The 23217-nt window shown below is 36.6% G+C and carries 13 protein-coding genes and 2 pseudogenes; 13 read left to right on the top strand and 2 right to left on the bottom strand.

Translation table 11 applies throughout. The features are described 5' to 3' along the window. Window positions 1–22: 22 nt before the first annotated feature. The 7 genes and pseudogenes from HO345_RS11045 to HO345_RS11010 all read left to right on the top strand — a co-directional run bounded on the left by HO345_RS11045 (window position 23) and on the right by HO345_RS11010 (window position 14289). Window positions 23–2854, top strand: coding sequence for a PD-(D/E)XK nuclease family protein (locus HO345_RS11045; protein ID WP_253682943.1), 2832 nt, complete (start codon window positions 23–25; stop codon window positions 2852–2854). A gap of 23 nt (window positions 2855–2877) precedes the next feature. Beyond that, the gene (locus HO345_RS11040) at window positions 2878–6264 is read left to right on the top strand and encodes a UvrD-helicase domain-containing protein (protein ID WP_253682942.1); all 3387 of its coding nucleotides are present in this window, start codon (window positions 2878–2880) and stop codon (window positions 6262–6264) included. A 443-nt stretch (window positions 6265–6707) separates the two neighbouring features. Continuing rightward, a pseudogene (locus tag HO345_RS13235) lies at window positions 6708–7525 on the top strand (Rpn family recombination-promoting nuclease/putative transposase). Between the two features lie 171 nt (window positions 7526–7696). After that, the gene (msp, locus tag HO345_RS11025) at window positions 7697–9280 is read left to right on the top strand and encodes a major outer sheath protein Msp (protein ID WP_253682941.1); all 1584 of its coding nucleotides are present in this window, start codon (window positions 7697–7699) and stop codon (window positions 9278–9280) included. A gap of 126 nt (window positions 9281–9406) precedes the next feature. Then, window positions 9407–11026, top strand: a complete 1620-nt coding sequence (locus HO345_RS11020; protein ID WP_253682940.1) for an ATP-binding protein — start codon at window positions 9407–9409, stop codon at window positions 11024–11026. A 10-nt stretch (window positions 11027–11036) separates the two neighbouring features. After that, complete coding sequence (locus HO345_RS11015; protein ID WP_253682939.1) at window positions 11037–12656, top strand: ATP-binding protein; 1620 nt, start codon at window positions 11037–11039, stop codon at window positions 12654–12656. A 10-nt stretch (window positions 12657–12666) separates the two neighbouring features. Next, a complete protein-coding gene (locus HO345_RS11010) occupies window positions 12667–14289 on the top strand; it encodes an ATP-binding protein (protein WP_253682938.1) in 1623 nt (540 codons plus the stop codon). 66 nt (window positions 14290–14355) lie between these two features. On the opposite strand, the gene gltA is transcribed toward HO345_RS11010, so the two are convergent. Both gltA and HO345_RS11000 read right to left on the bottom strand, forming a co-directional pair. Continuing rightward, window positions 14356–15867: an NADPH-dependent glutamate synthase gene (gltA, locus tag HO345_RS11005; RefSeq protein ID WP_253682937.1), complete on the bottom strand. Its 1512-nt coding sequence runs from the start codon at window positions 15865–15867 to the stop codon at window positions 14356–14358. Window positions 15868–15880: 13 nt separating this feature from the next. Beyond that, window positions 15881–16717 (bottom strand): sulfide/dihydroorotate dehydrogenase-like FAD/NAD-binding protein, encoded by an 837-nt coding sequence (locus HO345_RS11000; RefSeq protein ID WP_010693605.1) that lies wholly within the window; start codon window positions 16715–16717, stop codon window positions 15881–15883. 253 nt (window positions 16718–16970) lie between these two features. Between HO345_RS11000 and HO345_RS10995 the strand changes: the two genes are divergently transcribed. The 6 genes and pseudogenes from HO345_RS10995 to HO345_RS10970 all read left to right on the top strand — a co-directional run bounded on the left by HO345_RS10995 (window position 16971) and on the right by HO345_RS10970 (window position 23213). Continuing rightward, window positions 16971–17447 carry a hypothetical protein gene (locus HO345_RS10995; protein WP_253682936.1) on the top strand — a complete coding sequence of 159 codons (477 nt, stop codon included), beginning with the start codon at window positions 16971–16973 and terminating at the stop codon, window positions 17445–17447. After that, window positions 17447–18313, top strand: coding sequence for a M48 family metalloprotease (locus HO345_RS10990; protein ID WP_010693601.1), 867 nt, complete (start codon window positions 17447–17449; stop codon window positions 18311–18313). The genes HO345_RS10995 and HO345_RS10990 overlap by 1 nt, the downstream gene beginning before the upstream one ends. Window positions 18314–18323: 10 nt before the next feature. After that, a complete protein-coding gene (locus tag HO345_RS10985) occupies window positions 18324–20423 on the top strand; it encodes a CHASE2 domain-containing protein (protein WP_253682935.1) in 2100 nt (699 codons plus the stop codon). A gap of 36 nt (window positions 20424–20459) precedes the next feature. Next, window positions 20460–21734 (top strand): clustered-type lipoprotein, encoded by a 1275-nt coding sequence (locus HO345_RS10980; RefSeq protein WP_253682934.1) that lies wholly within the window; start codon window positions 20460–20462, stop codon window positions 21732–21734. An 11-nt stretch (window positions 21735–21745) separates the two neighbouring features. Beyond that, a pseudogene (locus HO345_RS10975) lies at window positions 21746–23083 on the top strand (clustered-type lipoprotein). Continuing rightward, window positions 23049–23213: a hypothetical protein gene (locus HO345_RS10970; protein WP_002666080.1), complete on the top strand. Its 165-nt coding sequence runs from the start codon at window positions 23049–23051 to the stop codon at window positions 23211–23213. Before HO345_RS10975 ends, HO345_RS10970 begins: the two are co-directional and overlap by 35 nt. The last annotated feature ends 4 nt before the right edge of the window (window positions 23214–23217 follow it).

Here is a 23217-nt window from a genome sequence, read left to right as displayed (position 1 = left end):
TTATGATATAATCACTCTTGATATGAATTTAATAGAACAAACAATAAAAACTTATGGAAGAGATTTAAAAAACGTTTTTGTGTTTCCTTCGAGGATTGCTTCAAGGCTGTGGTTTCAAAAATCGCTTAGTATTACCGGATTGGGAACCGTTCCTTCTGAAAATTATATGTCGTGGGACGGCTTTAAAGAGTCTTGTCTTGTTTCTAAAGCATCTTCTTTAAGTCCCGTATCAAATACGGTGCGCAGAATTTTTGCCCAATATATAAGCCGTCTTAATTCGGAAAAGGCAAAAGACGGTACGCCTCTGTTTACATCTCTCATTCCGCAAGACTATGCCGAAACGGGTGCCGTATTTTCCGAATGGATTGCAGGGATTTTGCCCCAGCTTGATCACTTTGAAAAGCGCTATGCCGATAAAGGTTCCGATTTTTTAGAAGATGATGAAATGAAGGACTATCTTGTTTTAAAGAATGAATATGCCGATTTTTTAAAAAAGAATTCTTTGTTTGAGCCTTCTTGGGTTTCTTCGGAATTTTATTCATATCAAAAAAAATATATTATTATTTATCCCGAATTAATGGAAGATTTTAGTGAACATGCAGAGCTTTTAAGCCGGCAAAAAGAAATAAGTTATATTCCATGTCCCAATTTCAATCAAAAAGGAAACTTAATTGATGTCTATAAAAATTCCAGAAGCGAATTAAAAAATACCGTTTTACAAATTGAAAAGCTTCTGATTGAGGGAGTGAGAGCCGATGAGATTGCCGTAAGTGTTCCCGATATTGAAAACTATGCGGCTTATATAAAAAGAGAATTTTCTCTTAGAGGGATTCCTGCAGAATTCCGGTCTGGCTTTAAACTGGGGCTTGAACAAGCCGGTAAACTTTTTTCCCTTATTTATGATTGTGTTCAAAATAATTTTGCTTTTGAATTTATGAAGCCCATCCTTTTAAATAAGCACATCCCTTGGAAGGATAGGGAAGGGGCTGAAGCATTAATAGATTACGGTGTAAAAAACAATTGCGCAGTATCGTGGAAAGAAAATAAAGAAGATAATGTTTATAAAAATATTTGGATTGAATCTTTTAAAATAAATTATGAAATAGATGAAATTGAAGTTGAGCAAAAGAAAAAAGCGAGGGATTGGTTTTATAGTTTTTATTATGCAGTAAATAGGATTTGCGAATCTAAAACTTTTGCGGATTTGCAAAAAAATTATTTTTTATTTAGAAATGAATTGATAGATGAAAATCTTTTTTCCGAAAAAGATAATGCAATCTTGGGCCGCTGTATTTCTTGTCTTCAAGAACTTTTATATTTGGAAGATAAGTTTGAAACCTACATGCCCTGTGATAGGTTTAAGTTTTTTATTTCGGAATTGGATAAAGCTATCTATGTTCCTCAAAATACAGGGCTTGCTGTAAGTATATTTCCTTACAGAGTTGCCGCCGCAACTCCTTTTAATTATCATTTTGTTTTAAATTGCAGTCAAGACCATACAAATATTATTTATAATAAACTTTCTTTTTTGCGTAAGGATAAAAGAGACTCCTTGGGTGTTTTTGAAACCGATGCATCTTCTTATTTTTTTGAAGCCTATACAGAATCTCCCAATGCCGTTTTTAGTTTTAGCCCTCACACTTTTAATTCGTATTTGATTATAAATAATCTTTTTGAAATTTCTGAAGATGAAGAAATTAAAAATGCTGAACGAATGGATAAAAAAATAGAAGAATTAAAATCCTATGATTCTTTTTTACTCGATTATCCGGAAGAGAAAGAAGATGCATTAGAGGAAACTTCTGCAATATATAAGATTCAAAAAAATGCAGCCTCAACATTTTCAACATTAAAGAGGAAAAAAGATTTTTCTTATTTGCAAAATTCATACGATAAGATTAGCGAAGAATTAAATTCATATATGGAAGAAAATTTATTTAAGGAAGGCGCTCTTAAATTAAGTCAAACCGATTTAAAAATATTTACCGAGTGTCCCGTTTCATGGTTTTTAGAAAAAGTTCTTTCCGTCTTTTCAGAAAACTATGATGCCAATATCTTTGATGCCAGAAATATCGGTAATCTTTCACACAATGTTTTGGAAGTTCTTTATAAAGAGATAGGTTCAACGGATAAATATTTTAATTCTAAAAACTTAGATAAGTATATTGAAAGAGCTTCTTTAATATTCGATGATCTTGCAGAAAAATCCATGGATTTTAGAGGTGCTTTGGCAAAGCCCTTTATTCAATCCTTAAAAAAAAGGGTAATGGAAGCCGTCAATTTTGTTTTAGAAAGCGATGCTTCTCTTTTGGACGGCTATGCTCCTAAGTGGGTGGAAGAATGGATCGAAATAGAAAATGACGGCATTTTATATCGCGGCAAAATAGACAGAGCTTCTTTTCCGCAAGATGAGAGGAGCGGAGTAATCATAGATTATAAAACAAATAATATGCCGACCTATTCTTCATATGGTAAAAAAAATTCAAGTGCGGAAGAAATAGAATTGACAGATTTTCAGATACCGATGTATATCTTCTTGGCTGAATCCAAATTAAAAAAGGATTCAAAAAATGAAAATTTTGAAACTATAGAACATGCATGGTTTTTAAGTTTTGTACAGCAAAAAATAAACAAGGTTGTAAACGATAATGAAGCTATTCCGGTTACACGGAACGGATCCGAAAGATCGCGTGAAGATTTTCAATCTTCAATAGATGTATTTGTCAATGAAGCGGAAAGATTTGCAGAGCAGGTGAAAACCCAAAATTTTACAAAACCTTCTTCAGTTTCATTTGAAACATGCAGTACATGCGGGTTTAAACATATTTGCAGGACAGCTTATTCGGTTAAGTAAATTTTATTGGAGATAAGATTAAGATGAATGATTATATAAAAAATATAATGGATAGTTTAAATGAAAATCAAAAAAATGCGGTAAGCGTCGAAAAAAATTCCGTAATTGCGGCGGGAGCCGGTTCCGGAAAAACGAAAGTTTTGGCTGCGCGTTATGTTTATTTTGTTGTTGAAAAGGGTGTCAGCATAGAAAAAATAATAGCTCTAACATTTACCGAAAAAGCCGCAGCAGAGATGCACAAAAGAATTTATAACGAGTTAAAAAAAATAGATCATCCTAATGCAAAAAACGCTATCGAAAAATTTCATCTTGCTAAAATTTCAACAATAGATTCTTTTTGTAATAGAATAGCAAGAGATGCATGTAGAAACTTAGGTGTTTCTCCCGATTTTACCATTGATAATACCGAATCGGAAAAGCTGGCTTACCGCATAAGCTTGGATTTCTTTTTGAAAATGCGCTCGGATAAAACCATGCAGTTTTTTTTGGGTGATAACGGAATAGATGATTTTGTGTCGGGCCTTTTTGTAAAATTATTAAGTAATTATGTTTTGATTTCAAGACCAATTGATTTTAAAAAGAGTTTAGAAGCCCAAATAAAATATCATGATGATGAGGAAAGAAAAATCCTAGCGGAATGTTTTGATGTTTTTGAATTTATAAAAGAAAACGATCCTTCTAAAAATTTTACGGAAGAAGCTATGAGCGAGTATTCAACTCTTCCTAATTTCCCTGAGTCGGTAAAAGATGAAGCATTTATTAAGCTGCTTCCTATTGTCGATAAAATTTCTAAAACAGCAAAAGGAAGAGGAAATGATACCGTAAAAGAAATAAAAGAAAAATTAAAAGCCATATATGAAAAACTTGTGTGTATTTATAATTTTGAGTACTCGAGGGAGTGCTTAGCTCCTTTTTTTGATATGCTTGAAGAACTTCAAAAAGAATATATATATGAAAAAAAACAAAGAGGTCTTTTAACTTTTTCGGATGTGTCACAGCTTGCTGTAGATGTTTTAATAAATGATGTAGATTTAAGAAACTTTTATAAAAAGAATGCAGACATTATTATGATAGATGAATTTCAAGATAACAATAGTCTGCAAAGAGATTTACTTTTTTTAATTGCCGAAAAATTTGAACGCTCCGAAAAATCCGTTCCCGGTCCTCAGGAGCTTTGTCCCAATAAACTTTTTTTTGTCGGAGATGAGAAGCAGTCGATTTATGCTTTTAGAGGAGCTGATGTTTCCGTATTCCGGAAACTTGCGGATGATATTTCGGATAAAGAAAGACTTGCCGCCACAAGACTTTTGATAAATTACCGCACAGAGCCTTCTCTTATAAATTTATTTAATACAATATTCTCTAAAGTTTTTTATTCCGAGATAAATAAGCCCTTAGAAAAAAACGGAGCTGTTCCCGCCTATGAGGCGGAATATGTGCCGACTGAAACGAGAGCTCCTGTAAAAGGGGTTGAACCTAAAATTGAAATAATCTTTTTTGATAAAAAAAGATTTAATGCATTGGAAGATTCAAGTGACTTTCTTAATCCTGTAGAAACGGAAGCTATGTTTCTTGCAAAACGAATTTTAGAATTGCATAATCAAGGTTTTAAAATTAGAGACGGTAAAGCAGCAAGAGCTTGTTCATGGAGTGACTTTGCCGTCTTGCTTAGGGCATCGACAAAGCAAAGTGTTTATGAAAGAGTTTTCCGTAATTTTGGTATTCCTTATAGGAGTGTGCAGCAAAAAGGCTTATTTAATGATGCACCTATAAACGATATTTATGCTATGCTTAAAATTATAGCCTATCCTTCCGATAAAAAAACTTATGCTCAAGTTTTACATTCGCCTTTTGTAAATATAGATGATGATGCCTTTGCAGTTTTACTTTTAAATTTTACAAAAGCCTTCGATGTTTCTTTATCGGAAAAATTAAGCGAAAAAAATAAGGATGCCTATTTGCGGGCTTGCGATTTATTTGCTCGCTTAAATAAAAATGTTTTAACTATGAGTTGTGCCGAGTCGGTTACATATCTTTGGTATGAAGAAGCCTATAGATATTTTTTATTGAGCAATGAAGAAAACCATCACTATATGGATTTATATGATTATCTTTTTGAACTTGCCTGCCAAGCCGATATAAACGGATTAACTTTTTCTCAATTTGTAGATTTACTTTCATCTCATATTGAAGATAATGAAAGGCTTGATGATATGGAGCTTCCCTTAGATGATGAAAAAGACTCTGTTCAATTTTTAACTGTGCATAAAAGCAAGGGTTTGGAATTCCCTATTGTTATAGTTCCCGACTGCGGAAACAGGGGTATCCCTCAAAAAAAGGAGGGGCTAGTTTTTTACAATGAAGATATGGGGCCTGTTTTGTATTCTCCCAAGGCGCCGGGTTTGTCTGCGAAAGCGGATAATTTGATTTTTGAATCATTACGTGATGAGGCTAATGCAAAGCTTGTTGCAGAAACGAAACGGCTGCTTTATGTTGCAGCTACAAGAGCCGAATCCTATTTAATTATAAGCGGTGTATATAATCATTTACAAAATGAAGATAACGATTGTTCATCTTCAGACTCGCGAAGTCTTGAAGAAATAAAAAACTTGCTCACACTTTCGGACAAGACTATAAGTTTTTTTGAATTGCTTTTGCCAGCTCTTCCCGATAAACATGAAGATATTATTTTTGATGAAATCTTACCTTGTAAAAGAGAGGTCTTATTTAACAATTTAAAAACACAAAAGCATGAAAAAGTCAATTTTGAAAAACTTTTTGCTTCTTCTAAAATAAAAGAATTTAATCTTGCAAAAAAAAGAATAACAACCGCTACAGGCCTTGCCCATGAGGTAAATAAAAAGCGGGGCGAAGAATCCGTTTATTCTTTAACTTCCGAAAAAGATAAGCTGCCTGATTCTTTTGAAGATAAAGATGAACAAAAAGAATTTACGGCTGCCGAGCTGGGAACTCTTACCCACTCCTTAATAGAAGCCCGTCTTTTAAATAAGGAATTTATCTATCCGAAAGGTCATTCCGAAGCTGAAAGAAAAAAGATTTATGCTTGGGCCGATAATTTCTTTAATTCGGATATGTATGCTCTTGCAAAAGAAGCCGAAAAATTAAAAAGCGAATACGGTTTTTTAACGGATTATGAAGGACAAATTGTAAGCGGGCAGATAGACTTACTGTTTAAAAAAGACGGAATAGTCTATGTTGTAGATTATAAAACCGATGAGATAGAAAACCCCGATGCACACTTAACCCAGCTGAAGATTTATAAAAAAGCCGCCTCAGATCTTGCAAAAACCGAATCGGAAAATCTTAAAGAAAATTCTGATAAGCCAATCGAAGTCAAGACCTTTATTTTCTATCTAAAAACGGGACATTGTGTTGAGCTTGAGATATAGGTAATGTAGTGTTTTAGACAAACCGGAGAAAGCCGAAGGCTCCGGACTGAAACTCTACCGTTTTGGAGCAATGTGTTTTTCTTTTAATTTTTCTAAAAAAGAATGATGCCTTGAGATAATAGCAAGGAGTTTAGCCTCGAAGCTTCGCTGGCTGTACGCCTCGAAGCTTCTCCGGCTGTACTTCCCCTAATTTACAGTTCCTCAATTTCGGATTCGGAAAGACCGGTCATTAATAAAATTTCAGAAAAAGAGTAAATTACAAAAAGATTTTTGTAATCTATATAAAAAAATCTCAGCGGCCTTTGCGTCCCCTGCGGTTAAATAATCAATAAAATTTAATTCTTTAATTCAAATTTTACTATTTATTGCAAACTTTTCGTACAATAATTATGAAAGGGGAAAAATTTTTCTTCTTTAAAAATAATTTTTATGAGAGGTAAAAAATGCACAAACTATTTAAAGTAACCCTCCGCAACGACTACGCTTTTAAACGAGTCTTCGGCACTGAGGAAAACAAGGACGTTCTTCAAGATTTACTGGAATGTATCTTAGACATTCCGCCTGAGGATATCGCGGGTTTGGAACTTCTCGATAAGGAGTTTCATAAAGAGATTTTAAGTGAAAAGCTAGGAATCTTAGATATCAAGCTAAAACTAAAAGACGGAACCTTTATCGATATTGAAATTCAAAATATATGGCATCGTGATTTTGCTGAGAGAACTTTGTATTATTGGTCCAAGATGTACAATGAAGGAATAAAACAAGGTCAAGACTATTGTAAAATCTTTAGCCGAATGTTATTATAATAATGGTAATATACTTTAATATATCAAAAGTTAAGAAGGGGTTTCCAAAGGGAGCTCCCTTTGGCAGACGGAAAAGATAGGAGGGGTTATAGGGGAGGAAAGAAAACCTGTTCTGTCGGGTTGTCTTTCCTCCCCTAATTGATTAGGAGGTAAGAAAAATGTTAGCACAAGAATCACCTATGATGAGAAAAGCCAATGCAACAATAAACATAATGGAAATGAGTCCAAAAGAAAAGTGGTTATATGAAAACCGAATGAAATATGAATACGACAAAGCATCTTGGAAGCATGTAGGTTATCAAGAGGGAATGTTGCAAGGTGAAATAAAGGGTATTGATAAAGGTGCCTACCAAGCCAAGCTTGAAACAGCAAAGCTTATGAAACAAGCAGATTGTGAGCTTGACTTTATCATGCAAATGACAGGGCTTAGTAAAGAAGAAATTGAAAAACTATAATGAATAAGGGATATAAACAAATATTTTGTTGTTTGTACGTCAAAAAAGGCAAAAATTTTAAAAAAATTATAAAAAAATGCAAATTTTGTGTAACTTTTTTGTGTTTTTGCTTGACAAGTGATTTTAGGTGTGTTACAATACCGATAAATAAATAACAAGGAGGAATTTTTTATGAAAAAAATTCTGTCAATTTTGATGATTTTGGTACTCGTGGGCGGAGTTGCTTTTGCCCAAGTAGAACCTACTTTTACAGGTGAAGCTACTCTTTCATGGGGTATTGACCTCGGAAAAGGTACGGATAAAGACGGCAGTGCAAAGCTTTCACACGGTTTCTTGAATGAGGCTTCTGCTTCCGTAAGTCTTCCGTTTGTAAAAAGCGGTGCTTCAAAAGGTGAGGGTGATGTATATGCCTATATCGACCTTTCAAAGGTAAACCTTGGTCTTTCTGCAGACATGAAAGGTGCTAAAGCTACAGGAAAAGTCGGTGCAGTAAATGCAAAAATTGTATTTTATGGTGCTTATATAACATTGTACAATGCTCCTAATATGACTACAGACTATGCAACACGCATCGTAAATGGTGATAACTATGATCCTTTTAAAACAGGGTTTGAAGGTTACGGAACAAAGATCGGTTATGCCAACAAGGAAGTGATGGATCTTGATGTAGGTCTTAAGTTTGTTTCCAACGGTTCTTGGAAAGACAGAGATGGTAATGTAGCAAAACAGTTTGTTAAAAAGATTACTGTAACTGGTGCTACTGGTTGGGTTCAGGTTCCTGATGGTCACACATTAGAAAGGCTTGGTGCACCTGTTGTTCCCCTTGCTGTTTTTAAGGACTATGTAAAGGTTCCAGGTGGTGAGTATGAACTTTATAAAGATCCTTACACAAAAAAGGATGAAAATGGAAAATATGGTTTTGGTATTGATTTCCATATGACTCCTGTTGAAAAATACTTAACTGTAGATGCTAACTTCAATATGACTTTTGATGCAAGGAAGAAATATCAAAAAACTAATACTGATTGGAACGACAGTGCTGCAATGAACTTCGGTGTTAACCTTAAATCTTCACCCCTCGATGGCTTGAACCTGGTATTGGGCTTTGACGGCGGCAGTGCTTATGCATATACAGACAAAGATGGTAAAACTTCAGGAATTTTTGCTTGGGCATTAGGATTCGGAGCTGATTATAAAGTCGAAAAAGTAGGTACATTCGACTTCGGTGTTTATGTTGCTTCTAAAGCTACTCCCTATGGAAAAGACACTGTAGTAGATGCTGACAAAGGCATAAAAGATGGCACGGATATGGCTATGACCTTCGGTTATTCCGGTCTTCCTATCGTAGAAGGTTTGGACATACATGCACGTGTAAACGTATTCCGCCTTTTGAGCCAGATATCAGATGCTGCGAAGAAGGGTGGAAACACTATTCCTGTAGGTCTTAATGTAGGTGTTGCTTATACGGCTAAAATCTCGGATTCTATGTCAATTAAACCTTATGCTGATGTTTGGGGCGAAACAAATGCTGATGCATATGCAGATGGTACAGCTCCTGCAGATCAAAAGGCTTACTTTGGTCTTGCATACAAACTCGGTGTTGCATTTATGCCCATGGAACGCTTGACAATTGATGCAAGCTGGATGCATGGTAAACTTGGTACAGATGATAACTTAGGAGTAGGAAAGGTTACCCCTGTTCAGCACAAGGCTAATAACGGTAAGTTCATCTTATCAGCAAAAATTACTTTCTAATCTATACATAGTATAGTTTAAAACCCGCCGTAAGGCGGGTTTTTTTGTGTTTAAAAATTTAATGCTATCCTTAAAACATTGAATAATCCTGTGTCTTATGCTATAATCATTTTTAGGAGGCTTAATATGGATTTTGATTTTTCGCGCAAGATACCGATAGGGGTACAAAGTTTTGAGGTAATGCGTAACGATAAATTTCTCTACGTTGATAAAACACCTTTTTTATTTAAACTTGCTCATTCCAATCGCGTATACTTTTTAAGCCGTCCCCGCCGGTTTGGAAAAAGTCTTTTTCTCTCGACTCTTAAAAACTATTTTTTAGGGCAAAAAGAGCTTTTTAAGGGTTTGTATGTCGAAAAAGCCGAAGAAAAGCGAGCCGAAATCGAGAAGACAGAAGCTTGGGTAGAGTACCCTGTTTTGTACATGGATTTTAATACAAAATATTATAAGAACACAGAAGCTCTTTTAACAATTATAAATTTACACTTAGATGACTGGGAAAAACTTTATAATCTTACAAAGACTTCCGGAGAAATTGAAGATAGATTTAAAGCTGTAATTTCAGCCTTATATCAAAAAACCGGCAAGCAGGTGGTTATCCTAGTTGATGAGTATGATAAACCTCTTTTACAAACAATGGGTGTAAATGAAGCTCTAAATGAAGAATACCGTAATACCCTCAAGGCCTTTTATTCGGTTATAAAAACCTGTGACCAATATATCCGTTTTGCTTTTTTAACAGGGGTAACAAAGTTCAGTAAGGTAAGCATATTCAGCGATTTAAATAATCTGCAAGATATAAGTATGATAACCGAGTACAGCGATATTTGCGGTATAACCGATGAAGAGTTAAAACTTAACTTTGAACCCGAAATAAAAACTTTGGGCGAAAGAAAGAAGAAAAACCTTGCTGAAACGTTATTGGAATTAAAAAAGAAATATGACGGCTATGTATTTGCAAAAGAAGGAGTAAGCGTATATAATCCTTTCAGTGTTTTAAGTGCTTTTTCTGCAAAGGACTTAGGCAATTACTGGTTCGCCACAGGAACGCCGACCTTTTTAGTAAACTACCTAAAAGATGCATATTACAATATTCCCGACTTAGACGGAAATGTTGAATTAAATGAAGCGGGGATAGAATTATATAGGGCTGATGCAAAAGACCCCTTACCTATACTTTTTCAATCGGGCTATTTAACGATAAAGGAATATGTAGAAAATGGCAATATCTACCGTTTAGGTTTTCCTAATGATGAGGTGAGATACGGCTTTTTAGAAAACCTTGTACCTGCCTATTCTTCACTTCGTCCTTATGAAACGGCTTCATCCGTATGGAAGTTTGTAGAGGATATTCGTGCCGGAAATATTGATGAGTTTATGGAAAGGATGCAGGCGATAATAGCAGGTGTTCCTTACGATAACCTTCCAAAAGATAAACTTAAATTGAGGGAGCAAAACTATCAGACTGCCGTTTACCTAATCTTTAAGTTGATGGGGCAATTTGTAGAAACTGAAATACACTGTGCAAAGGGCAGAGCCGATTGTATAGTGCATACTAAAGATTCAATATACATCTTTGAGTTTAAGCTGATGAGTGCAGGCACGGCAGAAGATGCAATAGTCCAAATAAAAGAGAAGGGTTATGCTTCTCAATTTAAGGCAGAGAGCAAAAGAATAATTCTGATAGGTTCGAGCTTTGATGAAGAAGAAAGAACTATCGGCGAATGGAAGATGGAAGAGGTTTAGGAGGCTTAAAATGGATTTTGATTTTTCGCGCAAGATACCCATCGGGGTACAGAGCTTTGAAAAGATGAGGAATGATAAATATTTATATGTAGATAAAACTAAATATGTGTATAATCTAGTGTGTACTTCCTCCCCATACTTTTTAAGCCGTCCCCGCCGTTTCGGTAAAAGCCTTTTTCTCTCGACACTCAAGGCCTATTTTTTAGGGCAAAAAGAGCTTTTTAAGGGTTTGTACATCGAAAAAGCCGAAGAAAAGCGAGCCGAAATAGAAAAGACAGACGCTTGGGTTGAATACCCCGTTTTGTATATGGATTTTAACATAGGCAGGTATGATGAGCCTAATTCTTTAAAAAGTCATTTGAACATTGTCCTAAGCCAATTTGAAGAAATATATGGAGCCAATAAACAAGAAGAAGAACCAGCCCAACGTTTTGCAGGTATAGTACAGCGTGCTTATGAAAAAACCGGCAAGCAGGTAGTTATTCTTGTGGACGAATATGATAAGCCCCTTTTGCAGACCATGGGTGTAAACGAGGCTCTAAACGAAGAATTCCGCAATACCCTTAAAGCCTTTTATTCTGTAACTAAAACATGCGATCAATATATCCGCTTTGCTTTTTTAACCGGTGTAACGAAGTTCAGTAAAGTAAGTATCTTCAGTGATTTAAATAATCTGCAAGATATAAGTATGCTGAATGACTATGCCGAAATATGCGGACTAACTCAAACTGAGATAGAAAAAACCTTTAAGCCTGAAATAGAAAGACTGGCAACGAACACCAAAAACAGCTATGATAAAATGCTTGAAGAACTAAAAAAGCGGTATGACGGCTATAAGTTTAGTGTTTTAGGAGAATCGGTCTATAACCCCTTTAGCATATTAAATACTCTTAATTCAGGAGAATTAAAAAACTATTGGTTTTCCACAGGCACACCGACCTTTTTGGTAAATTACCTAAAAGATGCTTATTACAATATTCCCGACTTAGACGGAAATGTTGAATTAAATGAAGCAGGAATAGAACTGTACCGTGCAGATGCAAAAAATCCATTACCGATATTGTTTCAATCGGGCTACTTAACGATAAAAGAATACATAGAAGAAGTTAATATGTATCGGTTGGGCTTTCCTAATGATGAGGTGCGTTACGGCTTTTTAGAAAATCTTGTACCTGCTTATTCTTCACTTAGACCCGATGAAACCGGAGTTTCGATATGGAAGTTTGTAGAAGATATCAGGGCCGGAAATGTGGATGATTTTATGGAAAGGATGCAGGCGATAATAGCAGGCGTTCCTTACGATAACCTTCCAAAAGATAAACTTAAATTGAGGGAGCAAAACTACCAGACTGCTGTTTACCTAATCTTTAAGTTGATGGGGCAATTTGTAGAAACTGAAATACACTGTGCAAAGGGCCGAGCCGATTGTATAGTACATACTAAAGATTCAATATACATCTTTGAGTTTAAGCTGATGAGTGCAGGAAGTGCTGATGATGCAATAGCCCAAATAAAAGAGAAAGGTTATGCTTCTCAATTTAAGGCAGAGGGCAAAAAGCTAATTCTAATAGGTTCAAGCTTTGATGAAGAAGAAAGAACTATCGGCGAATGGAAGATGGAAGAGGTTTAGGAGGCTTAAAATGGATTTTGATTTTTCGCGCAAGATACCGATAGGGGTACAAAGTTTTGAGGTAATGCGTAACGATAAATTTCTCTATGTCGATAAAACACCTTTTTTATTTAAACTTGCTCATTCCAACCGCGTATACTTTTTAAGCCGCCCCCGCCGCTTCGGTAAAAGTCTTTTTCTCTCGACTCTTAAAAACTATTTTTTAGGCCAAAAAGAGCTTTTTAAGGGCTTGTACATCGAAAAGGCCGAAGAAAAGCGAGCCGAAATCGAAAAAACAGAAGCATGGGTGGAATACCCTGTTTTGTATATGGATTTTAATGTGGGCCGATATGACTTGGATGGTGCTTTAGCAGAAAGTTTAGATTATTTTTTAAAAAAGCAAGAAAAAGTCTACGGCTTAAAAAATGAAGGCGGTTCTTTTGGAAAGCGCTTTCAGTCACTCATAGAAACCGCCTACAATAAGACCGGCCGCCAAGCGGTTATTCTCGTAGACGAATATGATAAGCCTCTTTTACAGACCATGGGCGTAAACGAAGCCTTAAATGAAGAATACCGAAACACTCTAAAAGCCTTTTATTCGGTCATAAAAACTTGCGACCAATATATCCGCTTTGCTTTTTTGACCGGTGTAACGAAGTTTAGTAAGGTAAGTATCTTCAGCGATTTAAATAATCTTCAAGATATAAGTATGCTGAATGACTATGCCGAAATATGCGGCCTAACTCAAGGAGAGATAGAAAAAACCTTTAAGCCTGAAATAGAAAGACTGGCAACGAACACCAAAAACAGCTATGATAAAATGCTTGAAGAACTAAAAAAGCGTTATGACGGCTATAAGTTCAGTGTTTTAGGAGAATCGGTATATAATCCTTTTAGCATATTAAATACTCTTAATTCAGGAGAATTAAAAAACTATTGGTTTTCCACGGGCACGCCGACCTTTTTGGTAAACTACCTAAAAGATGCCTATTACAATATTCCCGACTTAGACGGAAATGTTGAATTAAATGAGGCGGGGATAGAATTATATAGGGCTGATGCAAAAGACCCCTTACCTATACTTTTTCAATCGGGCTATTTAACGATAAAGGAATATATAGAAAATGGCAATATCTACCGTTTAGGTTTTCCTAATGATGAGGTGCGTTACGGCTTTTTAGAAAACCTTGTACCTGCCTATTCTTCACTTCGGCCTTATGAAACGGCTTCATCCGTATGGAAGTTTGTAGAAGATATCCGAGCCGGAAATGTCGATAGCTTTATGGAAAGGATGCAGGCGATAATAGCAGGTGTTCCTTACGATAACCTTCCAAAAGACAAGCTTAAATTGAGGGAGCAAAATTACCAGACTGCCGTGTATTTAATCTTTAAGTTGATGGGTCAATTTGTGCAAACTGAAATACACTGCTCAAAGGGCCGAGCCGACTGTATAGTGCACACTAAAGATTCAATATACATCTTTGAGTTTAAGTTGATGAGTGCAGGCACGGCAGAAGATGCAATAGTCCAAATAAAAGAGAAGGGCTATACCGCTCAGTTTAAAACAAGCGGCAAAAAGCTAATTCTAATAGGTTCAAGCTTTGATGAAGAAGAAAGAACTATCGGCGACTGGAAATTTATAGAACAATCATAAAACAAAAAAGCTGCCCAAGCATTTAAGCTTGGACAGCTTTTTAATTATCGGTTTAAAATAAAAGACTTATTTTGTCTTTAAATATTCGTTAATTGCAGCAGCGGCTTTTCGGCCTTCGCCCATTGCAAGAATTACGGTAGCGGCACCTAAAACTATGTCGCCTCCTGCCCAAACTCCCTCGATCGAGGTTTTTTGGCTTTCATCAACGACAATGTTTCCCTTTTTGGTAACTTCCAAGCCGTGACTTGTTTGAGCCATGAGGGGGTTGGAGTCGTTTCCGAGGGCAACGATTACGGCATCTACCTTTATTTGGTGCTCGGTACCGGGTTTTGCTACAGGCTTTCTTCTGCCTGACTCATCAGGTTCACCCAATTCGTAGTCTAAGACTTCGATTGCACAAACCTTTCCTTCTTCATCTCCGATTATTTTTGTGGGATTTTGAAGGAAGCAGAACTCTACGCCTTCTTCCTCGGCGTGGGCAACTTCTTCGATTCGGGCGGGCATTTCGGCACGGGTTCGGCGGTAAATACAGTAAACCTTCTTACAGCCAAGGCGGTATCCCATTCTTGCGGCATCCATAGCAACATTTCCGCCTCCGATTACGGCCAAGGTTTCAGCCTCATAAAGAGGGGTATCGGAGTGTGTTGCATCATAGGCCTTCATAAGGTTAGCCCTTGTCAAATATTCGTTTGCACTAAAAACACCGATGAGGTTTTCGCCTTCAATTCCCATAAATTTGGGAAGACCGGCACCGGTTCCGATAAAGGCGGCATCATATCCGTCTTCTTTTAAAAGCTGCTCAAGGGTTTCGGTTCTTCCTACCAAGAAGTTGGTTTTGAATTCAACGCCCATCTTTTCGAGGTTTTCGACTTCCTTTGCAACGATTTCTTTCGGCAAGCGGAATTCGGGGATTCCGTAAACCATAACGCCGCCTGTTTTGTGGAAGGCTTCAAAGACGGTTACCGAGTGGCCTTCCCTGCGGACATCTGCTGCAACGGTCAAACCGGCAGGGCCTGAACCGATGATAGCAACTTTTTTTCCGGTTTCGGGAGCAACGGGCGGAATGGTAATCTTATTATTGTTTCTTTCCCAGTCGGCGACAAAGCGTTCAAGACGGCCGATGGCTACAGCCTGTTCCGTGGATTTGAGCATCTTACCTACAGTACAAAAAGCTTGGCACTGCTTTTCTTGTGGACAAACGCGTCCGCAAATTGCAGGTAAGAGGTTTGTTGTTTTTATAATATCGACAGCCTTTTTATAATCGCCTTTTTGGATTTCGGCAATAAATTCAGGAATCGGTATACCTACGGGGCAGCCTTTAACGCAGGGCTTGTTTTTGCAGTTTAAGCATCTTTCCGCCTCAATGCGGGCCTGTTCATCGGTATAGCCCATAGCAACCTCATTCATCAACGAGGCTCTTTTATGGGGATCGAGGGTCGGCATTTCCTGAATAGGAATCTGAGTCCTTTCTTTAGGGGTTAAGGTTTTGCCCTTTAAGTCGGCCCAAAGCTGTTTGGCCCGATCTGAAAGCTCTTCATGGCTTATGTGTTTATGACATTCTTTATTTATATTTTCCATATTTTTCCGCTCCTTAATTAAAAATACCGGACTTGCACTTATGCCTATCCTGATCTTCGCGTCCGCGGAAGGCCTTCATTCTCATCATCATATTATCGAAGTCAACTTTGTGTGCATCGAATTCGGGGCCGTCAACGCAGACAAATTTTACCTGATTGTCTACGGTTACACGGCAGCCGCCGCACATTCCCGTACCGTCAATCATAATCGTGTTAAGCGAAACCGTTGTTTTTATTCCGAAGGGACGGGTGGTTTCGGCACAGAATTTCATCATTATGGGCGGGCCGATTGCAAAAACTTCATCGGGAGGCGTTTGACTTTCGCAGAGCTCTTTTAAGGGTACGGTTACAAGGGCCTTTCTTCCATAAGAGCCGTCATCTGTTGTAATGATGAGCTCATCGGCGATAGCTTTCATTTCATCTTCAAAAACGATTAAGTCCTTGTTTCTTGCTCCGATGATAACTATGAGTTTGTTCCCTGCTTCTTTAAAAGCTTGGGCTATAGGGTACATGGGGGCAACACCAATACCTCCGCAGACACAGGCAACCGTTCCGCACTTTGTGATGTGGGAGGGGCGTCCAAGAGGGCCTAAAATTGCAGCGATAGAATCACCTACATTTTTATTGCAAAGTTTAATGGTTGTGGCTCCTACGGCCTGAATGACGAGGGCAATCCAGCCTTCTTCGGCGTTCGCATCGGCAATTGTTAGGGGAACTCTTTCACCGAAGTTGGTATCTATTTGAACGATTACAAACTGTCCCGGATGTCTGTTTTTTGCGATTTCCGGTGCTTCTACGCGCAAATAAAAAACCTCAGGCGAATATTGCCGTTTTTCAAGTATTTTGTGCATAATCATACTCCTTAAGGTTTATAATCTATAAAAAAATAATGATTTAAGATGTTAGATAAGTCTTCAAATCAATGACAACCTTAACAGGTCATTATATCAAAATTTAAAAAATCTTTCAACAGGCAGGAATTTGTTTTGTCAATACACCATAGAAATGTGCCGTGGAAATGAATTTCACTAAAAACTACCGATAATAAAAACTGGACAATTGGCTTTTTTTGTGATACAATTTTTATATAAGAAGGAGGTTCTTATGAAAAAATCTAAGATATTGTGTTTGCTTATGTTTTTTGCTGTTTTGGGAGTACTGACAGCGGAAAAATCTTCTAAAAAAATGTATGTGAATATAAAAGAAACTTGGATAAAATCCGACTCGGGCTTTTTTGCTAAAGACCTTGTACAGGTAAGGTACGGGGATCAGGTATATCTTTTAGAAGAAAAAGGAAAATGGATGAAGGTTTCTCCCGTTTCAAACCCGAACATTGTAGGCTGGCTTCCGAAGGCAAATCTTACAAAGAAAAAAATAGTCGGCTCTTTTGATACAAAAACCTCTGCAGAAGCAAAGGAATTGTCTCTTGCAGGGAAGGGTCTAACGGAAGGTTCGGGAGCGGAGTTTTCGTCCTCGGGTAAAAAAAATTATGAGGCAGTTGACAGCGTTGAAGGCATAAAGGTAAACCCGAAGGATTTACAGTTTTTTATTAAAGAAGGCTTATTGAAGGACGGTGAATAATGAAGAAAAAATTCGGATTATTTGTAATTATAAGTTTAATACCGGTCGTTGTTCTATCTTGTGCCCTATTGGGAAGTTTAAATGATCCTCTTGCTTTTACAAAAAATGTTGTCGATGCAGCTGCCCCTATTGTTGAAGCTTCGAAGCCTATTCAAAATGAGGAAGAGTATTATATAGGAAGGGAAGTTGCTGCCATCATTTTAAGTAATTATAAACTTTATAGAAACAAGCAGTTGGAAAACTATCTTAACCTGATTTGTATGACCTTGGTCTTGAATTCCGACGTACCTGAATCCTATAACGGCTATCATGTTGCGATATTGGATACTGACGAAATAAATGCCTTTGCAACGCCCGGCGGCCATGTGCTGGTTACCAAGGGGCTATTGTCTTGTACTGATTCTGAAGATGCTCTTGCCGGTGTCATAGCCCATGAGCTTGGGCACATTCAACTAAAGCACGGTATAGGAGCCATTAAGGCTAATAGAATAACTGCCGCCGCAGTAGAAAGTTCGGCAACAATGGCTGTAGGCTCCGATAAAAAAGCGGAACTTAAATTTTTAGAAGATGCATCAAAAGAAATCGTAACAACCTTGGTAAATTCGGGTTATTCTAAAAGCCAAGAATATGATGCAGACCGTTTTGCCGTCAAGCTGATGGCAAGGGCGGGATATGATCCCAATGCTATGACCGAAATGCTTAAAATTATGAGTGAGAAACAGAAGAATGACAGTAGAGGTTTTGGCAAAACTCACCCATCTGCCGTTTCCCGTATAAAATCTGTAGAAAAGGAATCGAAAAAGCTTGCAGGCGACTATAACCGTTCCGCAAGGCTTAACCGCTATCAAAAGAATAAACTGAAATAAGGAAAAGTTTATGAAGAAAATACGAAGGCTGTTTTTTATTTCCATTCCGGTTTTTTTCATTGTGCTTTTTTTTATTTATTTGGGAGTTTTTAAGCAGGCGGAATATTTTTTTTATGATGATAGAATGAATAGGACGGCTTCTTATTTTTCTCCCTCCGATGAAATTGTTTTAGTTTTAGTAGATCAAAAAAGCTTAAACTATGCAGCTTCCGAAAGGGGATGGACGTGGCCTTGGCCGCGTGAAGCCTATGCCGAGATAGTCGATTTTTTTTCAGGCGGCGGAGCAAAGTCTGTAGCCTTTGATATGCTCTTTACGGAGTCTTCTTCCTATGGGGATGCTGATGATAAAAAATTTGCTGATGCGTCAAAGGAAAGCGGCATAGTTATTCAAACCGTTTTTTTTGATAGGGTCCAAGGGAATACGCAAAGCTGGCCTGACAGTGCTCCTAAGCCTGAACCTATAGATGAGACTTCTTTAAGTAAAAATGGATTAGGCCCTGCTAAGGAATTACCGGGTATTTTTCCTATAGATGAAATTGCTTCATCCGCCAAACTTATAGGAAATGTAAACAGTCTTCCCGATTCTGACGGAACTATCAGGCGTGCTCGTCTTTTTTATTCGTGGAAAAATTATAAGATTCCTACTCTGGGAATTGCTTCTTATTTTGTAGGCGGAGATGAAGATGAGGCCTTGCCTGAGGAGCTTAATCTCCGCTTTACAAAAAGTATTGATGATTATTTGCCTTACAGTGCAGGCGATATTTTAAAGGCTCAAGCCGATATAAGGGCGGGAAGGGAAAGCGAGCTCCGGCCTGAAGATTTTGAAGACATGTATGTTTTTTTCGGGCTATATGCTCCCGGTCTTTTCGATATTTGTCAAACCCCCGTTTCTGCTTCATATCCGGGAGTCGGTATTCATATAACCCTTTTAGATAATATTCTTTCGGGTAATAGGATCGTAAAAACCGGCTTTTTGATTAATGCTTTGATTATTTTAATTTGTATTATTCTTGCAGGCTTGCCCGAAATTTTTTCTGAAAAAATAAAATCCAGAGCTGCTTCGATAAGTATAAATGCTGTGAGCTTTTTGGTTTTTGTTGCCCTCTATCTTTTTATCGCATATTATCTATTCCGTTTAGGGATTGCGATACCCGCGGCTTCGGTACTTGTCGGAATGGTCTTGTCTTTTGTTGCCTCCCTCGCAGTCAGTTACATGGTTGAAGGAAAACAAAGGCGTTATTTAAAAAATGCATTTAAGCAGTATTTAAGCCCTGCCGTTATTGAACAGTTGATTGCCGACCCGTCCCAATTAAAGCTCGGCGGGGAACGTAAAGAAATATCGATTTTCTTTTCGGACTTGCAAGGTTTTACTTCAATCTCGGAGAGTTTAAGTCCCGAAGCCCTTACCGAGCTTTTAAACGATTATCTTTCGGATATGAGTAAAATTATCTTGGACTCAGGCGGAACAATCGACAAGTATGAAGGCGATGCTATAATCGCTTTTTGGAATGCTCCTGCACGAGTGGAACATCATGCCCGTTCTGCCGTAGAAGCGGCTTGGGCTTGTCAAAAAAAACTTGAAGAAAGGCGTGCCGATTTTGAAAAAAGAGCTCAAGGCAGACCCTTTAAAATGCGCATAGGGCTTAATACGGGTTTTGCCATAGTCGGCAACATGGGCTCGGTAAGCCGCTTCGATTATACAATGTTAGGTGATTCGGTAAACTTGGCCGCCCGCTTGGAAGGTTTAAATAAGCAATTCGGTTCTTACACAATGTGTGCGGAGGCCGCAAAAAAACAAGCTGAAGAAAGCGGCACAATTCTAAAATTTAGAGAGCTTGCCCGCGCCGCAGTTGTAGGAAAATCCGAACCTGTGGTTGTTTATGAAGTCATGGATGAAAAAACTTATAACGAAAAAAAAGCTTTGCTCGATTCCTTTGATAGAGGTTTAAAAGAATTCTACGCCGGAAACTTTAAAGAAGCCTTAAATATTTTTGCTCAAACGGAAGAAGCCGATCCTCCTTCAAAGCACTATGCAGAAAAATGTAAAACCCTTATTTCCCAAAAACCTGAAGGCGAGTGGCTGGGCATTTGGAAGGCCGATACAAAATAATTTTTAAATTATTAAACCATAAACATGGAGGTTATAATGAAAAAAGATAAATTACAGCTTATCGTTATCTTAATATTGACGGCCTTTTTATTTTCGTGTAAAGCTTCTGATACAAAAAGCGGCAGAGAAATGAGAATAGAAAAATTTTCTAAAATGATAGAAAATAATAAAGTATCGGGGAAAGGAAAAGAAAATGAGTTTGAAAGAACTCCTTTTGTATTAGATGACTATGATTTGGTATACATTCAAGCATTGTATACAGGGACGAATATAGGAAAAGATAACAGGATTTGTTATACCGATGTTGAGGTTATAAAATTCGAAAGAGAAAAAGAAATAGAATGCAGACAAAAAAGAACGGCAAAAAACGGCAAGGATTTTTTTTATAGTATAAAATATGAGTGGGATAAAATAGCAAAAAAATTCATAAATACAAAATACGAATTTGAGCAAGAATTAAACATAGGGGTAATTAATGAAAAAATAATAAAAAAACAAGTACACGGGTTTGTAATAGAATCAAAAGAAGATCCCGATAGAGAAAGCTTAATACCTATGTTTGAATCATATATGACAAAACTTGATAAAAATGATAAATATCATTATACATATTATGTGTTGGACTATATAAGAGGAAACTTTACAAATTCGGGATATGATGAATATATAGTTTTTTTTACCAATGATTCTAGAAAAGAGATGGAAGAAGCCGGAGAGCATCACCCTAATTTTTATAGTAAGGATGGAAAACTATCTGATATAACATGGAAAAATAATATATCAGATGCAGCTTGTTTTATTGTTGAAGGTAATACATTTAAAAAAGTATATGATATTTTTTTTGTTGGTAGTCTTTTTTTACCTGCTTATGAAAAAAGTTTAAGCTTATATGGTTCGTTGAATACGAGGCAAATGCCTTATATAACTAATTTCGGTAAACAATTTTTTCAAGGGTGGGTAGCCGACCTTAATCAAAACGGAATAAATGAAATATATATATATTTCCCATGGAAGGGTACTGTACGTATTACTATGGCCGAATTTATCGATAATGACTTTGAATTTAAGTTTATAGAAATTTTGGGAGATGAATTTAACAATGTAGATTGGCATAAAAAAACTTTTAACGGTAACTATTACAGTATAGAATTGAGATACAACATCTACGGTATAATATGGTATAAAGAGATCTTTCAATGGAATGAAGATGACAATAGCTACTGGCTTCAGTCATGTAATATATCTCCGAATAGGTCATATAAGATGTCATGGGATTGGACTAAAGATGATTGGGTAAATATAAAATATTAGGGGCAATTATTGTGAAACTAAAAATATCTTTAGTAATCTTAGCCGGTATTCTTTTATTTTCGTGTTCTAAAGAAATTAAAGAACAGAAGCCTGAGGAGACAAAAGTTGAATCATCTGCAAAAATTGAACCGAAAGAAAATGAATTTTTATCAAAGCCCGAATATAGTGCTCCTAAGAAGACAGCTGAACAAATTGAATTGGAAGAAAAATATAAAAAAAGTAAAGAATACGAAGAAAAACTTAAACAGCTTGGAGCCGAGCTTGATAAGAAAGAGAGTGCTATTATAGCACAAATACCCATAGACGCAACTGATGCAGACCTGGAACAGAAAGAAGCTAGAACATGGTTGTATGATCATAACAAAAAGGTTTATAATTATACAAATTTTAAAGAAGTAATAAAAGAAGGTGATGTTTATTATTGTAAACAAAACGTAAAAAGCTAAAATGGAGGAGTATTGGAGTATCATGTGAAGTTCGAAAAAGATAGATATACCCATAAAGAAGATAGTTATACTGTTTCTGCGATTGAGCTTTCAAGTCAAATTGATATAGGTCAAATAAGTGAAGAAATAATAGAAACTCCTGTTCATGGCAAAATATATGATTTAGCTCATGATGAAAAAAAAGATGATATAATAAAACTGTTTGAAGAATATGAAAATACACATTATCCTTTATATCATGAAAATATCGATTTATCTGCAAAATTGCTGAAAGATTATCAGATAAAGTTAGAAGCTGTTGATTATGTAAAAGGAAATTTTACCGATTCTGGGTATGATGAATATTTTGTAGTATTTTGTAAAGAAGTTCCGGGACCTGAATATGGTCAAACTGTGAAAAGAGTGCGATGTTTTGTAGTTGATGAAGATAAGATAATCAAAGATTACTATATTACTGTTCCTAGTGCATCATTTTTTCCACCGCATATTGAACGAGGCGGTCTTTTTGGGTTAAAAAATTTTGGATTTGGGTTTTCTCAAGGGTGGGTGTCGGATTTTAATCAAAACGGTAAAAATGAAATATATTTCGTAACTCATTTTAGCACAGGTAGGAATTTCTTATTTATAATTGAATTCAATGGCGAGTTTTTTGTTACCGGGTATGTATCTGCCGAGTATGGACTTGATATAGAATCTGTTGACTGGAATAAAAAAATGATAGTGTTAAGAAAAGGTGGGAGTTTTATTAGATCTGAAAAATTTAAAGGATGGGAATATTGGTATGATACGGTTATATGGAATGAGAAATTAAAAGAATACATTCTTTTAAAACGCGAATATAAATATGAAAAATATGAGGGGGCTGGAGATGAAGAAGGTTTTGGGCCTGGAGTTGGGGCGTGAAGAGTTATTACTGGTAAGAGGCGGAACGGATAAAGAAAAATATAATTCTGTGGGTGAAATTGTAAGAAGAACTAATTTAAAATATGCACAGGATGTTGTGCGTGAAGCGGCAATTTATCGTCTATGTTAAAATA

Source organism: Treponema denticola, assembly GCF_024181645.1.
Taxonomy (GTDB): Bacteria; Spirochaetota; Spirochaetia; order Treponematales; family Treponemataceae; genus Treponema_B; species Treponema_B denticola_A.
The sequence above is the reverse complement of the archived record's forward strand: the minus strand, read 5'-3'. Positions and strand labels throughout refer to the sequence as shown.

Coding starts and splice junctions, on each gene's coding strand:
- HO345_RS11045 (WP_253682943.1), top strand. CDS start 23: ATGAATTTAATAGAACAAACAATAAAAACTTATGGAAGAGATTTAAAA.
- HO345_RS11040 (WP_253682942.1), top strand. CDS start 2,878: ATGAATGATTATATAAAAAATATAATGGATAGTTTAAATGAAAATCAA.
- msp (WP_253682941.1), top strand. CDS start 7,697: ATGAAAAAAATTCTGTCAATTTTGATGATTTTGGTACTCGTGGGCGGA.
- HO345_RS11020 (WP_253682940.1), top strand. CDS start 9,407: ATGGATTTTGATTTTTCGCGCAAGATACCGATAGGGGTACAAAGTTTT.
- HO345_RS11015 (WP_253682939.1), top strand. CDS start 11,037: ATGGATTTTGATTTTTCGCGCAAGATACCCATCGGGGTACAGAGCTTT.
- HO345_RS11010 (WP_253682938.1), top strand. CDS start 12,667: ATGGATTTTGATTTTTCGCGCAAGATACCGATAGGGGTACAAAGTTTT.
- gltA (WP_253682937.1), bottom strand. CDS start 15,867: ATGGAAAATATAAATAAAGAATGTCATAAACACATAAGCCATGAAGAG.
- HO345_RS11000 (WP_010693605.1), bottom strand. CDS start 16,717: ATGCACAAAATACTTGAAAAACGGCAATATTCGCCTGAGGTTTTTTAT.
- HO345_RS10995 (WP_253682936.1), top strand. CDS start 16,971: ATGAAAAAATCTAAGATATTGTGTTTGCTTATGTTTTTTGCTGTTTTG.
- HO345_RS10990 (WP_010693601.1), top strand. CDS start 17,447: ATGAAGAAAAAATTCGGATTATTTGTAATTATAAGTTTAATACCGGTC.
- HO345_RS10985 (WP_253682935.1), top strand. CDS start 18,324: ATGAAGAAAATACGAAGGCTGTTTTTTATTTCCATTCCGGTTTTTTTC.
- HO345_RS10980 (WP_253682934.1), top strand. CDS start 20,460: ATGAAAAAAGATAAATTACAGCTTATCGTTATCTTAATATTGACGGCC.
- HO345_RS10970 (WP_002666080.1), top strand. CDS start 23,049: ATGAAGAAGGTTTTGGGCCTGGAGTTGGGGCGTGAAGAGTTATTACTG.